This window comes from Marseilla massiliensis, assembly GCF_016899955.1.
In the GTDB taxonomy this organism is placed as follows: Bacteria; Bacteroidota; Bacteroidia; order Bacteroidales; family Bacteroidaceae; genus Prevotella; species Prevotella intestinigallinarum.
Genome location: NZ_JACJJL010000003.1, coordinates 25,565 through 41,187, shown reverse-complemented (window position 1 = coordinate 41,187; position 15,623 = coordinate 25,565). Strand labels below are relative to the sequence as shown.

Annotated in this window: 12 protein-coding genes and 2 tRNA genes; 10 read left to right on the top strand and 4 right to left on the bottom strand. The window is 56.4% G+C overall.

Annotated features, from left to right (window positions below; translation table 11 throughout):
- Nucleotides 1-55: 55 nt before the first annotated feature.
- From metH to H6B30_RS02420, 3 genes are read right to left on the bottom strand one after another with little or no spacing between them, the layout of a single operon-like run.
- Nucleotides 56-2,815 (bottom strand): methionine synthase, encoded by a 2,760-nt coding sequence (metH, locus tag H6B30_RS02430; RefSeq protein WP_205107557.1) that lies wholly within the window; start codon nt 2,813-2,815, stop codon nt 56-58.
- Nucleotides 2,816-3,295, bottom strand: coding sequence for an SsrA-binding protein SmpB (gene smpB, locus H6B30_RS02425; protein ID WP_205107555.1), 480 nt, complete (start codon nt 3,293-3,295; stop codon nt 2,816-2,818).
- Between the two features lie 2 nt (nt 3,296-3,297).
- Nucleotides 3,298-3,801, bottom strand: coding sequence for a DMP19 family protein (locus H6B30_RS02420; protein ID WP_205107553.1), 504 nt, complete (start codon nt 3,799-3,801; stop codon nt 3,298-3,300).
- A gap of 906 nt (nt 3,802-4,707) precedes the next feature.
- Here H6B30_RS02420 and H6B30_RS02415 point away from each other — a divergent pair.
- Nucleotides 4,708-5,409 carry an iron-sulfur cluster assembly scaffold protein gene (locus H6B30_RS02415; RefSeq protein ID WP_205107551.1) on the top strand — a complete coding sequence of 234 codons (702 nt, stop codon included), beginning with the start codon at nt 4,708-4,710 and terminating at the stop codon, nt 5,407-5,409.
- 17 nt (nt 5,410-5,426) lie between these two features.
- Nucleotides 5,427-6,440: a GGGtGRT protein gene (locus H6B30_RS02410; protein ID WP_205107549.1), complete on the top strand. Its 1,014-nt coding sequence runs from the start codon at nt 5,427-5,429 to the stop codon at nt 6,438-6,440.
- Nucleotides 6,441-6,653: 213 nt separating this feature from the next.
- On the opposite strand, the gene H6B30_RS02405 is transcribed toward H6B30_RS02410, so the two are convergent.
- Nucleotides 6,654-7,352, bottom strand: coding sequence for a DUF2461 domain-containing protein (locus H6B30_RS02405; RefSeq protein WP_205107547.1), 699 nt, complete (start codon nt 7,350-7,352; stop codon nt 6,654-6,656).
- Between the two features lie 170 nt (nt 7,353-7,522).
- On the opposite strand from H6B30_RS02405, the gene nth reads away from it, so the two are divergent.
- The 8 genes from nth (at nt 7,523) to H6B30_RS02365 (ending at nt 15,168) form a co-directional block, all read left to right on the top strand.
- Complete coding sequence (gene nth / locus H6B30_RS02400; protein WP_205107545.1) at nt 7,523-8,173, top strand: endonuclease III; 651 nt, start codon at nt 7,523-7,525, stop codon at nt 8,171-8,173.
- Nucleotides 8,174-8,317: 144 nt separating this feature from the next.
- Nucleotides 8,318-11,131, top strand: coding sequence for an excinuclease ABC subunit UvrA (uvrA, locus tag H6B30_RS02395; protein WP_205107543.1), 2,814 nt, complete (start codon nt 8,318-8,320; stop codon nt 11,129-11,131).
- A gap of 82 nt (nt 11,132-11,213) precedes the next feature.
- Nucleotides 11,214-11,286, top strand: a tRNA-Thr gene (locus H6B30_RS02390).
- 26 nt (nt 11,287-11,312) lie between these two features.
- Nucleotides 11,313-11,385 (top strand) — tRNA-Gly (locus H6B30_RS02385).
- Nucleotides 11,386-11,402: 17 nt separating this feature from the next.
- Entirely contained in the window at nt 11,403-11,762 is a 360-nt protein-coding gene (locus H6B30_RS02380) for a hypothetical protein (RefSeq protein ID WP_205107541.1), read from the top strand.
- 354 nt (nt 11,763-12,116) lie between these two features.
- Nucleotides 12,117-12,452: a DUF8442 family protein gene (locus tag H6B30_RS02375; RefSeq protein WP_239483451.1), complete on the top strand. Its 336-nt coding sequence runs from the start codon at nt 12,117-12,119 to the stop codon at nt 12,450-12,452.
- 15 nt (nt 12,453-12,467) lie between these two features.
- On the top strand, nt 12,468-14,435 hold the full coding sequence (locus H6B30_RS02370) for a YgiQ family radical SAM protein (RefSeq protein ID WP_205107539.1): 1,968 nt from the start codon (nt 12,468-12,470) through the stop codon (nt 14,433-14,435).
- Entirely contained in the window at nt 14,359-15,168 is an 810-nt protein-coding gene (locus H6B30_RS02365) for a hypothetical protein (protein WP_205107537.1), read from the top strand. The genes H6B30_RS02370 and H6B30_RS02365 overlap by 77 nt, the downstream gene beginning before the upstream one ends.
- Nucleotides 15,169-15,623 lie beyond the last annotated feature (455 nt).

Genomic DNA, 15,623 nt, shown 5'->3' with positions numbered 1-15,623 from the left:
TTCCATACGTGCTGCATGGCTATCCCACGCTTGCTGCAGGCAGGCATGGGCCCGGTCAGTCGGCAAACAGGTTGAGGCGCTTGCTACGTGCCTCGTCCAACGGCACTATGCCGGCCTGCTTCTCGGCGTAGTCACGGCGCAGAGCCTCATACTCTGAGTTGAGCTCGCCCACAAACCTGTCGTGTTCGGAGGCGCTTAGAAGCCTGCCCGCAACCAGGACATTCTGCGAGGCGTCTTTGAGCCACACCACCGGGCCGCCATATACCGGGGCCACCTTCAGCGCCACGTGGAGCTTGCTCGTAGTTGCCCCGCCTATCATCAGGGGTACGTCTACGCCGGCAGCCGCCAGTTGGCGGGCCACGTTGACCATCTCGTCGAGGCTCGGGGTAATCAGTCCGCTAAGCCCGATGAGGTCGACATGCTCTTCCTTGGCCTTCTTGACAATCTGTTCGGCAGGCACCATGACCCCCATGTCCACAATCTCGTAGTTGTTGCAGGCCATGATAACGCTCACTATGTTCTTGCCAATGTCGTGCACATCGCCCTTTACCGTGGCCAGCAGCACCTTGCCCGCGGCAGAGTGGCCGCCTGCCTTCTCTCTTTCTATGTAGGGATTGAGTATTTTCACGGCGGCCTTCATCGTCCGGGCTGCTTTCACCACCTGCGGCAGAAACATCTTGCCGCAGCCGAAGAGTTCGCCCACCTTGTCCATGCCGGCCATCAGCGGCCCCTCGATAATGCCCACGGCCGACGGATATGCCTGCAGTGCCTCGTGAAGGTCGGGCTCCATATAGTCGCTGATGCCCTTGACAAGGGCTGCCGACAGACGCCCTTCCAGCGGCAGATGGCGCCATTGAGGCTCTTCGGCGGCACCTCCGGCAGGAGCCGACTGCGCCGACGCCTGGCGCGCCTTGATGGCCTCGGCCAGCTCGACGAGCCTGTCTGCCGCCCCCTCGCCCCTGTTGAGTATGACGTCTTCTATCACCTGTAGCTCGTCGGCGGGTATATCGGCATACGTAACCTTTGCAGCGGGGTTTACTATGCCGAAGTCCATGCCGTTTTGTATGGCATGGTAAAGGAAAACGGCATGCATGGCCTCGCGTATGTAATTGTTGCCACGGAAAGAAAAAGACAAGTTGCTAACGCCGCCGCTCACGTGGGCCCCGGACAGGTTGGCACGTATCCATGCCACCGCCCTGATGAAGTCGGCCGCATAGCTGTCGTGCTCCTCCATGCCTGTGGCCACTGCCAGCACGTTGGGGTCGAATATGATGTCGAGCGGGTTCATGCCAACGGTCTCGGTCAGCAGCCGGTAGGCCCGGGCCGCAATTTCTATGCGCCTGTCGTATGTGGTGGCCTGCCCCTGCTCGTCGAAGCACATCACCACGACCGCCGCGCCATACCGCATGACGTCGCGCGCATGGGCGACAAATGTCTCCTCGCCCTCCTTCAGCGATATGGAGTTCACTATGCACTTGCCCTGCATGCACTTAAGGCCGGCTTTCACCACTTCCCAGTCTGACGAGTCAATCATCACCGGCACCCGGGCTATGTCGGGCTCGGCCGACAGCATGTTGAGGAAGGTGACCATCGACGAGCGGGCGTCGATGAGCCCGTCGTCCATGTTGATGTCTATCACGAGCGCCCCGTCGGCCACCTGCTTGCGCGCAATGGCCAAAGCCTCGTCGAAGTTGCGCTCGCTGACGAGCCTCAGAAACTTGCGCGAACCGGCCACGTTGCAGCGCTCGCCCACATTGACAAAGCGCACCTCGGGCGACACTTCGAGAACGTCGAGCCCGCTGAGCCTCATCGTGGCGGGCCGCGGCGCAGGCTTGCGCGGTGTCTTGCCCTCCACCAGTGCCGGGAAGAGCCTGATGAACTGCTCGGTGGTGCCGCAGCATCCGCCTATTATGTTCACCAGCCCCTCGTCTACAAACTCGGCCACCAGTGCAGCCATGCTCTCGGGAGTCTCGTCGTACAGCCCCAGGCTGTTGGGCAGTCCGGCATTCGGGTATGCACTCACGTAGTATGGCGCACGCTGTGCGAGCTGCCTCAGGTAGGGCTTCATCTGCTGCGCCCCGAATGAACAGTTGAGTCCAACCGAGAATATGGGGTAATTGCTTATGCTGGCCAGGAAGGCGTCGAGCGTCTGCCCGCTCAGCGTGCGCCCGGCCAGGTCGCTCACCGTCACCGAAAGCATTATGGGCAGGGCAACGCCACGGCTCGCCATCACATCCATCGAGGCCACAATGGCCGCCTTGGCATTGAGCGTGTCGAATATGGTCTCGATGAGCAGCGCGTCTACCCCACCCTCTATCATGGCGTCGACCTGCTCACGATATGCGTCGGCCAGCTCGTCGAACGTCAGTTCGCGGGCTGCCGGGTTGCTCACGTCGGGGCTCATCGAGCAGGTCTTGTTGGTTGGCCCTATCGAGCCGGCCACAAACCTCGGGTGCCCCCCAGCCGAATATTCGTCGGCGGCCTTGCGGGCTATGCGCGCGCCTTCGAGCGCCATCTCGCGGCAACAGTGGCCCAGGCCGTAGTCGGCCTGCGATATGCGCTGGCTGCTGAAGGTGTTGGTTGTGATGATGTCGGCCCCGGCGGAAAGGTATTTCCTGTGTATGTCGCCTACTATGTCGGGGCGGGTGATGTTCAATATGTCATTATTGCCCTTGAGCAAGGCAGCGGAATCGGCAAAGCGCTCTCCGCGGAAGTCGGCTTCTGCAAGCCCGTACTGCTGTATCATGGTGCCCATGGCGCCATCCAGCACAAGCACGCGGCTACCCACCGCGGCTGCCAAAGAATTATGCTGCATTCAATAATGTTTTATGGCACGGTCCATCTCGCGCCTGTCTTCTTTCTCTTTCAGTGTCTGTCGCTTGTCGAAGTCTTTCTTGCCCTTGCACAGGGCGATGTCCATCTTTGCGCGTCCGTTGCCATCGATAAACACGAGCAGCGGCACGATGGTATACCCTGTCTGCTTCGTGGCCGACTGCAATTTCTGTATCTCCCGCTTGTTCAGCAACAGCTTGCGGTCGCGCTTTACGTCATGGTTGTTGTACGACCCGTAGAAGTATGGGCTCACGCTCATGCCTTTCACCCATATCTCGCCGTTGTTGATGTAGCAGAATGTGTCGACCAGGCTGGCCTTTCCCATCCTGATTGACTTGATTTCTGTACCGGTCAGCACTATTCCGGCCGTGTATGTGTCAATGAAAAAATACTCGTATGCAGCCTTTTTGTTGCGTATGTTGACCGGGCTTTTCTTCCGTATCAGTTCTTCTTCCTTGTTCATCGTCATTCTATCCTTGCAAAACGGTCGATGTGCTCGTCGACGTAATGGGCCACGGCAGCAGTCCACTCTTCCTCGTTCTCTACGAACTTGTCGTCGTAATCGTCGAACTCGGCAAAGCGCTCAAACAGCGCCATGAACTCTTCGTCAGAGCAATCGCCCTCAATCTCTTCATGATATTTGTTATATAATATGCGCACATCGTACACCAGCTTGGCCAGGTCGCGCAGCCCCCACATCTTGACGGCCTTGGCAAACGGATTCTGGAAAATGAATCCGCCATAGCCGTTGTGTATCAGCTGCACGAAGCCTCCGTCCATCACCTCGCCGTGCATCATGTGGTATGCCAACAGGGTGAGCTGGTCGGAGTTGAGCTCTGCCATGGTGTCTGCCGTCAGCTCTCCGCCCACGGCATTGAGGATGCCGTCTACAAACACTTGCAGAAAAGCATCCATTCCCTCTGCTGCGGCATCGCGCAATGCCGCATCACTTATTACTACCTCTTTCATATCAGCTACAAATTTACATGATTTTTCCGAAACGGCAATCCGGCGAGCTAAAAAAACTATGTTTTATACGCATTTGTCATAGAAGAATGCATATTTAAACCCAATTCGTCCATCATACCGCAGGATGTTTGTTCCGGCGTTGACGTCTTGACCCTGCGGTGCTTCAGAAGCCTTCGGGCACATGGCTGCATACTTGACACGGCATGGGCGACACGGCGTACGGACAGACCAGCTAACTACATGCGCTGCTGCCTGACAGCATAGCTTGGGCCGCAAACGCCACCATCCAGGCTCAACATGCCATGAATGGCCCAGGCTCACGACCGCACGGCCCCGCCCCACTCCCGCTGCGGATACGCTGAGCCATAGCGCACAACGCACAAAAGGCATTGCCCTCGCGCAGAACAAACCACCAGGAGCATGGTGCCAACAAGCCCTATGCGCCCCTGCAGGCTGCCCGGAATGCAAATTGTTTTCAAACTTTAGAATAAACCATAAAACTCACTGGACTACAACCACTTACACAGCAATGCGACATGGCATTCCAAAACGGCCCGGACAACACGCCCGAACGGGCCGTTTGGCCATGCAAAACAGGCCATACGGGCACGAAAAACCGCCATGGGCGGTGCGGAAAGCCGCTTTTGTAACGTTTGTTTACCACCGCCATGAGCTGCGGACTACGCCGGAGGCAACCGCCCCGACTGCCCCCGGCGCAACCACACCACCACGCCAGCGGGCCACGGAAGCAAGCCCGGCCATCACCATAGTTTATTATACGGACATGGAAAAATGGCGTTAAAGAGTTAAAAAGAATACCTAATAATAGGTATATCTCGAAAGATTTTAGTAATTTTGCGAGCGAAAAAAGGCTCTAATTATTCATTTTATAAAATTAAAAAGAATATGACTTATTCTAACGAAGTCAACAACATGTGCGTTGTTGCGAAAGGCCCCAACCATGGGCCGGCCCCAATCCCGGAAGAGGGAAAGTGGATTCAGGCAAAGGAGATTAAGGACATCTCCGGTTATACTCACGGTGTGGGCTGGTGCGCTCCCCAGCAGGGAGCCTGCAAGCTGTCGCTCAACATAAAGGAAGGTGTCATTCAGGAGTGCCTCGTAGAGACCATCGGGTGCACCGGCATGACCCACTCAGCAGCCATGGCATCAGAGATTCTGCCCGGCAAGACCATACTCGAAGCACTGAACACCGACCTCGTGTGCGACGCCATCAACACCGCCATGCGCGAGCTTTTTCTGCAGATTGTCTACGGCCGCTCGCAAAGCGCATTCTCAGAGGACGGACTCGTCATCGGAGCCGGCCTTGAAGACCTCGGCAAGGGCCTTCGCTCGCAGACCGGAACACTTTACGGCACTGTGGCCAAAGGCACACGCTACCTTGAGCTGACAGAGGGATATATCACCAAGATGTTCCTCGACAAGGACAACCAGGTGTGCGGCTACGAGTATGTGCACCTCGGCAAGATGATGGAAGCCATCAAGAACGGCATGGACGCCAACGAGGCCGTGAAGAAGTTTACCGGCTCTTACGGACGCACAAAGGCCGAGCAGGGAATTGTTAAGAGTATTGACCCACGTAAAGAATAACAAGGAGGACCGACACAATGATAAGAAAAGTTAGTTTCGAGAGCCAGGAGCGTCGCATCAAGCAAGTACTGGCAGCGCTCAACGCCAATGGCATCAAGGACATAGAGGAGGCAAACCAGATTTGCGAGAACGTCGGCATCGACCCTTACCAGATATGCGAGGACACTCAGGGCATCTGCTTTGAGAACGCAAAGTGGGCTTACGTTTGTGGCGCCGCCATCGCCATCAAGAAGGGAGTGAAGACTGCCGCCGACGCTGCCGAGGCCATCGGCATCGGCCTGCAGAGCTTCTGCATACCCGGTTCGGTGGCCGACGACCGCAAGGTGGGCATCGGCCACGGCAACCTGGCAGCCCGCCTGCTCCGCGAGGAGACCGAGTGCTTTGCCTTCCTGGCCGGCCACGAGTCGTTCGCCGCTGCCGAGGGAGCCATCAAGATTGCCGAGATGGCCAACAAGGTGCGCAAGAACCCGCTGCGCACAATCCTCAACGGACTGGGCAAGGACGCTGCAATGATCATCAGCCGCATCAACGGATTCACATACGTACAGACCAAGTTCGACTATTACACAGGCGAGCTGAAGGTGGTTCAAGAGATACCTTACTCTGACGGGCCGCGCGCAAAGGTAAAGTGCTACGGCGCTGACGACGTGCGCGAAGGTGTTGCCATCCTGTGGAAAGAGAACGTCGATGTTTCAATCACCGGCAACTCTACCAACCCCACCCGCTTCCAGCACCCTGTTGCCGGAACCTACAAGAAGGAGCGCGTGCTTGTCGGCAAGCCTTACTTCTCGGTGGCTTCGGGTGGCGGCACGGGCCGCACACTGCACCCGGACAACATGGCTGCCGGCCCTGCTTCATACGGCATGACCGACACCTTGGGCCGCATGCACTCCGACGCCCAGTTCGCCGGCTCGTCGTCAGTGCCCGCCCATGTTGAGATGATGGGCTTCCTCGGCATGGGCAACAACCCGATGGTTGGTGCCACCGTTGCCGTAGCTGTGACTGTAGACATGGCCCTGAACAAGAAATAAGCATACCGACATGCCACCCGGCGGCACGCAAGGCGCAGCCGCAGGTGCACAATAAAAAAGTCCTCGCTTGCGGAATGTACCGCAGCGAGGACTTTTCTTTTCATCCCGGCCGGCAGGCCGGAACCGGGCAATGCATTGCCATGACTCACCATCACCGGCCCGCGGCCATGCAGACGGCATCGGCCCGGAACGGATTGCGGCCAGCGGCAGGCTTCATTCGTAATCGTCTATTACCGAGTTCATGAAGTCCATCATCGGCTTCCCGGCCTTGAATATACGCTCCATCCCGTCGAGCCATCCGTCACCCTCAAAAAAACTGTCATCCACGCAGTGCCAACAGCAATAGTCTTTCATGCGCAGGTAACGCACATGCTCATAGTCGCGGGGAAAGCCCGACGGGCATGTCTTGAGACGCTCCAGCCCGAATCCCTGCTTGTCGTCCCACCCGGCATCCTCGTCGGCGCCGAAATACGACAAGAACTTGGCCGACTCAACACACTTGAGCCACTCGTCGGTGTTGGCCATTATCTCGTTGCGGCAGGCCGTGAGCACATTTGTCGGCAACCAGTAGTTGCCACAGCTCAGCAGGCAGTGGCCAGGTTCGAGGTGTATGTAATAGCCGCCGTGAAGCGCCTTCTTGCCATGTGCGGCGATGTAGGCGCCAAGATGGTTCTTGTATGGCGACTTGTCCTTGGAGAAACGGGTGTCGCGGTAAAAGCGGTAGGTGGCGTCTTTCACCGTGAGGTGGGCCACCGACGGGTCGAAGGTGGCAATCCTTGCAATGGCGAGGGCTACGCCCTGCTCAAAGCTCGCGCGCACGTCGTCGTATTCGGCCTTGTGTTCCAGAAACCATTCGCGGTTATTGTTTGCCATGAGTTCTGTCAAGAAACTCAATATTCTCTTTGCTTCCATTATTCTGTATGTTGCATATTAATATGTAAAAGCCCGGTCTGCGGCCTCTGCCATCGGCCGCCCCATGGCTGGGAAGCCACCGGGGCATGACTGATGGTGAAGGGTTCCAGAATGCAAAATTAACGAAAATCATCGGTATTCTCAAATATTTATGTTACTTTTGTGCCGCAATGACAAAGAGAGAAAGATACGAAAAAGTGATAGATTTCTTCCGCAACGAAATGCCGGAAGCCAACACCGAACTTGAATTCGGCAGCATATTCCAACTGCTTGTGGCCGTGGTGCTCAGCGCACAATGCACAGACAAGCGGGTGAACCAAGTCACCCCGCAGCTGTTTGCGCGCTACCCTGACGCCAAAGCCATGGCGGCGGCCGAGCCGGAAGAGCTGCTCGACTACATAAGCAGCGTGTCTTACCCCAACGCAAAGGCCAAGCACCTGGCCGGGCTGGCCCGAACGCTCGTCGAGCGGCACAACGGCGAGGTGCCTGAAGACATGAACGCGCTGCTCGACCTGCCCGGCGTGGGGCGCAAGACGGCCAACGTAATCCAGGCGGTGGCATTCGGCAAGTCGACAATGGCTGTCGACACCCATGTCTACCGCGTAAGCCACAGGCTCGGGCTCGTGGCTAAAAGCGACACCACACCATTGAAAGTGGAGCAGGCACTGATGAAAAACATACCACGGGAAGACATCCCCCTTGCCCACCATTGGCTGCTGCTGCACGGCAGATACGTTTGCACATCGCGCAAGCCACACTGCGACAAATGCGGACTCGAGGGCATCTGCCCGAAGATAATGGACGGGGCAAAACTGGCTTAGGCTGCATCCCGCCAAACGGCTCGGGCGCACGGAGCCGGGCTGCGCTATGCTCCCAAATGGCAGGCAGACCATCCTTTTTGATTCATTCATTCGTGTTTTTCTGCGTTTTTGATTAACTTTGCTCGCTAAAAACATAAGTTGAGTATGAACGATTGTATTGAGATAAAAGGCGCCCGCGTCAATAACCTGAAGAACATTGACGTAAACATACCACGCAACAAGCTCATAGTAATAGCCGGAGTGAGCGGCTCGGGCAAGTCATCGCTGGCATTCGACACCCTCTACGCCGAAGGGCAACGCAGGTATGTTGAAAGCCTCTCGGCCTATGCGCGCCAGTTTCTCGGCAGGATGAACAAGCCCGAGTGCGACTACATCAAGGGCATACCGCCCGCCATTGCCATAGAGCAGAAAGTGATAAGCCGCAACCCGCGCTCCACCGTGGGCACATCAACGGAGATATACGAATACCTCCGGCTGCTGTTCGCACGCATAGGCCATACCTTTTCGCCCGTAAGCGGGGTGGAAGTGAAGAAGCATTCGACCGAAGACGTGATAAAATGCACCGCCCAATTCTCCCCCGGCACCAAGTTTGTGGTCATGACCAAGCTGCGGATTTCCGACGGACGGAGCGTCGAACAGCAGCTAAAAGCCTATGTCCTGCAGGGTTACGCACGGTTGTTTTACCGTGGTGACTTCACAAGGATAGAGGACTTTTTGGAGAGCGAGGCCGTCAACGGCGCCAAGGCCGACGACATATACCTCGTCATCGACCGCCTGTCGGTAGACTCTTCCAAAGACGCCACATCGCGGTTGGTAGACTCTGCCGAGACAGCATTCTACGAAGGCGACGGCAGTTGCAGGCTCATGTTCCTGCCATCGATGATAAGCTACGACTTCTCGACAAAGTTTGAAGCCGACGGGATGACTTTCGAAGAACCGTCGGACAACATGTTCTCGTTCAACTCGCCGGTCGGGGCATGCCCCGAATGCCAAGGTTTCGGCAAGGTGATAGGCATCGACGAGAAACTGGTCATACCCAACTCGTCGCTCAGTGTATACGACGGCTGCGTGGTGTGCTGGCACGGCGATAAGATGAGGATATGGCAAGACGAGTTCTGCCGCCGTGCCGCAGAGAGCGACTTCCCCATATTCGAGCCTTACTACAAGCTCACACAGCAGCAAAAAGACCAGCTGTGGCACGGGCTGCCGGGCGACAATGGCAAGGACATACACGACCAGGTGTCCATAGACGCCTTCTTCAACATGGTCAAGGAAAACCAATACAAGATACAGTATCGCGTGCTGCAAAGCCGTTACAGGGGCAAGACCACCTGCCCGAAATGCCATGGCACAAGGCTGAAGAAGGAGGCCGACTACGTCAAGATATGCGGACGCAGCATATCAGACATAGTGCAAATGCCCATAACACGGCTCAAAGAGTGGTTTGACAACCTGCAGTTGAGCGACCATGACAGGGAGATTGGGAGCAGACTGCTTGCCGAAATAACCAACCGACTGCAGTTTTTGCTCGACGTAGGACTGGGATACCTGACACTCAACCGGATGTCGAACACACTAAGCGGCGGCGAAAGCCAGCGCATCAACCTGACCACATCGCTGGGCAGCAGCCTCGTGGGCTCATTGTACATCCTTGACGAACCGAGCATCGGGCTGCACAGCAGAGACACCGACAGGCTCATCAGGGTGCTGCGCCGGCTGCAGGCCTTGGGCAACACGGTGGTCGTTGTGGAGCACGACGAGGAAATAATACGTGCGGCAGACTACCTTATCGACGTTGGCCCCGACGCCGGAAGGCTCGGCGGCGAGATAGTCTTCGCCGGCAATGCCACACACATCGACAAGGATGCCGTGGCCAGATACCCGCTGAGCCACACCATAAAATACATCAGCGGCGAAGAGTCGATACCGCTGCCGCACGGAAGGCGCAAATGGAACATGAGCATAAAGATTAACGGTGCACGCATGAACAACCTGCGCGGGGTGAACGCCACCATACCGCTCAACGTCATGACAGTGGTCACCGGGGTAAGCGGCTCGGGCAAATCGTCGCTTATCAAGGGCATTCTGTACCCGGCAATGAAGAGGACGCTCGGCGATGTTTGCGACGCACCGGGCGACTTCAGCTCGCTGACGGGCGACATCAAGGCTATCAAGCACATTGAGTTTGTAGACCAGAACCCCATTGGAAAGAGCACACGCTCAAACCCCGCAACTTATGTCAAGGCCTACGACGCCATCAGAGACCTGTTCGCCCAGCAGCCGCTATCGCAGCAAATGGGCTTCACCTCGCAGTATTTCTCATTCAACGCCGACGGCGGACGTTGCGAAGAATGCAAGGGCGCCGGAGTGATAACGGTGGAGATGCAGTTCATGGCCGACCTTGTGTTGGAGTGCGAGAGCTGCCATGGACACAGGTTCAAGAAAGACATACTCGACGTAAGGTATGAAGGAAAGAACATAGACGACGTGCTCAACATGACAATATCCGAGGCCATAGAGTTTTTCGGGAGCTTCGGGCAGAAGCAGATTGTAAAGCGCCTCAAGCCGTTGGAGGACGTGGGGCTTGGCTACATCAAGCTGGGCCAAAGCTCATCGTCGCTGTCGGGAGGAGAAAACCAGCGAGTGAAACTGGCCTACTTCATCGGCATGGAAAAACAGGAGCCCACGATGTTCATATTCGACGAACCCACCACGGGACTTCACTTCCACGACATCAAACGCCTGCTCGGCGCTTTCGACGCTCTGATTGACCGCGGGCACACCGTAATCGTAATCGAGCACAACCTTGACGTAATAAAATGCGCCGACTATATCATCGACATGGGCCCCGACGGAGGCGACCGCGGAGGCAACATCGTGGTAGCCGGCACGCCTGAATTGGTGAGCGGATGCAAGGAAAGCATAACGGGGCAATATTTAAAAGAAAAACTTTATTGAACTTTTTGACACAAATATTTTGCCAGAATAAAAAAAAGCATTACCTTTGCACACGCAAAAAGACAAAGGCTTGCATCAAGAAGCCGACATGGCTCAGTTGGTAGAGCAATTCATTCGTAATGAATAGGTCCCCGGTTCGAGTCCGGGTGTCGGCTCAAATATCTAAGTTTTACATAGTGTTGCGGTAATAGCTCAGTTGGTAGAGCATTGGCTTCCCAAGCCGAGGGTCGCGAGTTCGAGTCTCGTTTACCGCTCAAAAGAAAAGCAAAGCTTGCATATTGGCATTGCCAATATCACCTTTACAACAATCAAACAATGTTTCTTCGACAATTCATGCCGGGCACTTCACTGCCCGGATGTGGGCATGCCGCAAAACGGCAACAGCCCTGAAGCACCGCACAAGACCTCGCGTCGCATCAATGTCACGGCCTTTGCGCAAAGCGACAACGGCGCCAGCACTTCACCGGCCACCTGCCACAATTCAGCCAAACGCATGCCCTTACTTCAATGCAATGATTCAGAAACGCCGCGGATTCATTGCCGTCATGATGCCGGGCGCATGGCCATGGCGCATCAAGCCAACCGCCCGGCAACGGCAAACCACATGCAGCACCACGGGTGGATGGCATAGCCTGCGGCCACATGTCGGCGCCTCGGACAATACAGACCAGCCACATGCATCGCCAACGCCCACGTAGGGCTCTCGGGCAAGTGCCGTTTTGCATCACAAAACGGCCTGTTTTACACCCTCATACGGCCCGTTTGGCATGGCATAACGGGCCGTTTTGGAAAGCCCCCGGCAACACCCCGGCGCCACGGTCGGCCGGTTGGCACCATCAGAGGCCATAAATCCTGAGCTTACACGAGGTTTTTCGACAGAAAATGCTTACTTTTGCATCGGCAACGGACGGCAATGCAAAAGCATGGCCAACGCCCGCAAACGAAACAAAGTCAACAACAAAAAATCAACTGAAAGGACATTTATATGTATAGAATCCAAGCAAACATGTCGGGCACACGATTCATCGACGTGAGCGACGACCACCTGCAGACGATAGAAAAATACAGGCTGTTTGACGGTCTGGTAGACAGCAACGGCTATGTGGACGAGAATGTGCTTGAAAAACTGAAACTCAACGTTCGGGCAATGCTCGAGTCGGAAGCCGGAAGAGACAAGGCGCTGCTCGACCTTTGCCTCGACGTGATATACCATCCTAACATGAAGGCCATCGGACTGAAGCGCCTCGTGGCCTTGGCCAACGAGCACAGGGCGCAAACCGACGACAACGGGCCTGCCGAAGACCAGGCGGCAGAACACTGACGAAGAGGGCCCGGGATGGAATACAGACTGACTGACTTCCTGCCGACGACCAAGAAGGAAATGGAACTGCGCGGCTGGGACCGCGCAGACATCATACTGTTTTCGGCCGACGCATACGTAGACCACCCTGCCTTCGGCGCTGCCGTCATCGGGCGGACGCTCGAACGGGCCGGATACAAGGTGGCAATAGTGCCCCAGCCCGACTGGCACGGCGACTTCCGCGACTTCAAGAAACTGGGCGAACCGCGCCTGTTCTTTGGCGTGGCCCCCGGATGCATGGACTCTATGGTAAACAAATACACGGCCAACAGGCGGCTGCGCTCTGAAGACGCCTACAGCCCCGACGGCCGCCACGACATGAGGCCCGAGTATCCAACCATCGTTTACTCGCAGATATTGCGCAAGCTATTTCCAAACGTGCCTGTGGTGCTTGGCGGCATCGAGGCGTCGCTGCGCCGGCTCACGCATTACGACTACTGGCAAGACTCTCTGCGCAAGTCGATACTGTGCGACAGCGGTGCCGACATGATAATCTACGGCATGGGCGAGAAGCCGGTGGCAGAACTGGCGGCGCGGCTTGACAGGGGCGAACCGATAGGCGCGCTGCGCGACATTCCACAAACGGCCGTGCTGTGCACCGAAGACAACATACCCGGAGGCATTGGCGATGCCGACGTGATGCTGCACAGCCACGAGCAGTGCTTGGCCGACAAAAAGGCACAAGCTGAGAACTTCAAGCACATCGAGGTGGAGTCGAACATGCTGCATGCCAGGCGCATATTGCAGCAGGTGGGCAAAAAGTGGGTCGTGGTCAACCCGCCATACCCGCCGATGACCACCGAAGAGATTGACGCCTCTTACGACTTGCCATATACCAGGGTGCCCCACCCCAAGTACAAAGGCAAGCGCATACCGGCCTACGAGATGATAAAGCACTCGGTCAACATCCACCGCGGATGCTTCGGCGGGTGCGCCTTCTGCACCATATCGGCCCACCAGGGCAAGTTTATAAGCAGCCGCTCGAAAAAGAGCATACTCAACGAGGTGAGGCAAATACTGAAAATGGACGACTTCAAGGGCTACATATCCGACCTCGGCGGCCCTTCGGCCAACATGTACGGCATGAGCGGCAACGACAAGGCGCTGTGCGCAAAGTGCAGGCGCCCCAGTTGCATACATCCGCAAATATGCCCCAACCTCAACACCGACCACAGCCGGCTGCTTGACATTTACCATGCCGTCGACGCGCTGCCCGGAATAAAGAAGAGCTTCATAGGCAGCGGGGTGCGCTACGACCTGCTGCTGCACAAGAGCAAGGACGAGAACACCAACCGGGCCGCTCGCCTTTATACCGAGGAACTGATAAGGAAGCACGTGAGCGGAAGGCTCAAGGTGGCACCGGAGCACACAAGCGACCATGTGCTCAGGCTGATGAGGAAGCCTTCGTTCGGCCAGTTTCAGGAGTTTAAGCGTATATTCGACAGGGTAAACCGTGAGGCCGGGCTCAACCAGCAAATCATACCTTACTTCATAAGCAGCCACCCCGGATGCCACGAAGAAGACATGGCCGAGCTTGCCGTGCTGACCAAGCGCATGGACTTCCACCTGGAACAGGTGCAGGACTTTACGCCAACGCCCATGACCGTAAGCACCGAGGCATGGTATACGGGCTACCACCCTTACACGCTCGAACCTGTATACAGCGCCAAGACGCAGGCAGAGAAACTGGCACAACGGCAGTTTTTCTTCTGGTACAAACCTGAAGAGAGGCGCAACATAGAGCGATCGCTCAGGGCCATGGGCCGCCCAGACCTGATAAAGGAACTGTGCCCGCCGCACAACCCTAACGGGCGCTACAGGAACCGAGGCAACGAAACCATGCCTGACAACACCCCAAAACAAACCTATGAGGATAATAGAACAAAGCATCGTGGCCAAAAAGCCACAGGCGGAGGCAGAAGACGGTATCGTGGCAACCGATGACTTCGTTGCCGTGATAGACGGAAGCACCAGCAAGACCGCCACACGCATAATGCCCGGGGTGACTAACGGGAGGCTGTGCATGCAACTGATAAGCCAATACATACGCCATGCCGACAGCGGGCTGACGTGCAAGGGGTTCTGCGACGGTGTGACCGCCAGCGTCAGGAGCCACTACGACGAAAGCCTGCTGTCGCGTCTCGAATGCCATCCCGAAGAAAGGATGACGGCCAGTTGCATAGTATACAGCCGACACAGACACGAGGTGTGGATGATTGGCGACTGCCAGTGCATGGTTGACGGCACGGCATACGAAAACCCCAAGCCCGACGAAGCCGCCATTGCCGGCAAACGTGCCGCCATTGCCCAAGGCATGCTCGACAACGGGGTTGCCACCGTAGACGGACTGCGGGGCAACGACTTGGCAAGGCAGGCCATAATCGGCGAACTGATTGAAAGCATGGGCAACCAAAACAAGACCTATGCCGTGGTCGACGGATTCAGCATACCCGCCAGCAAGGTGCGCATAATACGCATACCCCGGACGGCACGCGAGATAGTGCTGGCGTCCGACGGCTACCCTCACCTAAAGCCAACCTTGGATGCATCGGAAGAGGCTCTGGAAAAACAACTTGCCGCCGACCCGCTTAACATCAGGCTGTTTAAGGCTACCAAGGGATGGGTGGCCGGCAACAACTCTTTTGACGACCGCACCTACATCCGGTTCAATCCATAAACGCGAACAGGCCGTTGGAGCCAACAATGGTTGCATGCATCCCGGGTGAATATTGCTTGTCTGGCCCGGCACAAGTGCAGCCGGCCACAACAAGGCAAAGCGGAAAGCAATATGGCTGAAAGGGCTTGGAGGCTGGTTGGTGGCTTAACCACAAACAGGTCATTATTCCCCAATGAGGCAACATGCGATTGACGTGCAGGTTGTTTGGCGTAACTATAATGGGCGCAGCGTACCAAGCAGGGACGAAGCGTAGGGAAAGATGACGCCAAAAGGCAGCAAACGGCTGGGGAACAAGACATTAACAATGAAGCAAACACACCGCTCAACCATGGCATTTCTGTGGCAGGACAACACCCGGAAATGACATTTGGCGGTTTATCCGACTATTTGTCATGAATACAGGGAGCACCGCTATCGTGGCGCTCCCTGTATTTATCCCTTTTGCCAACACCCGG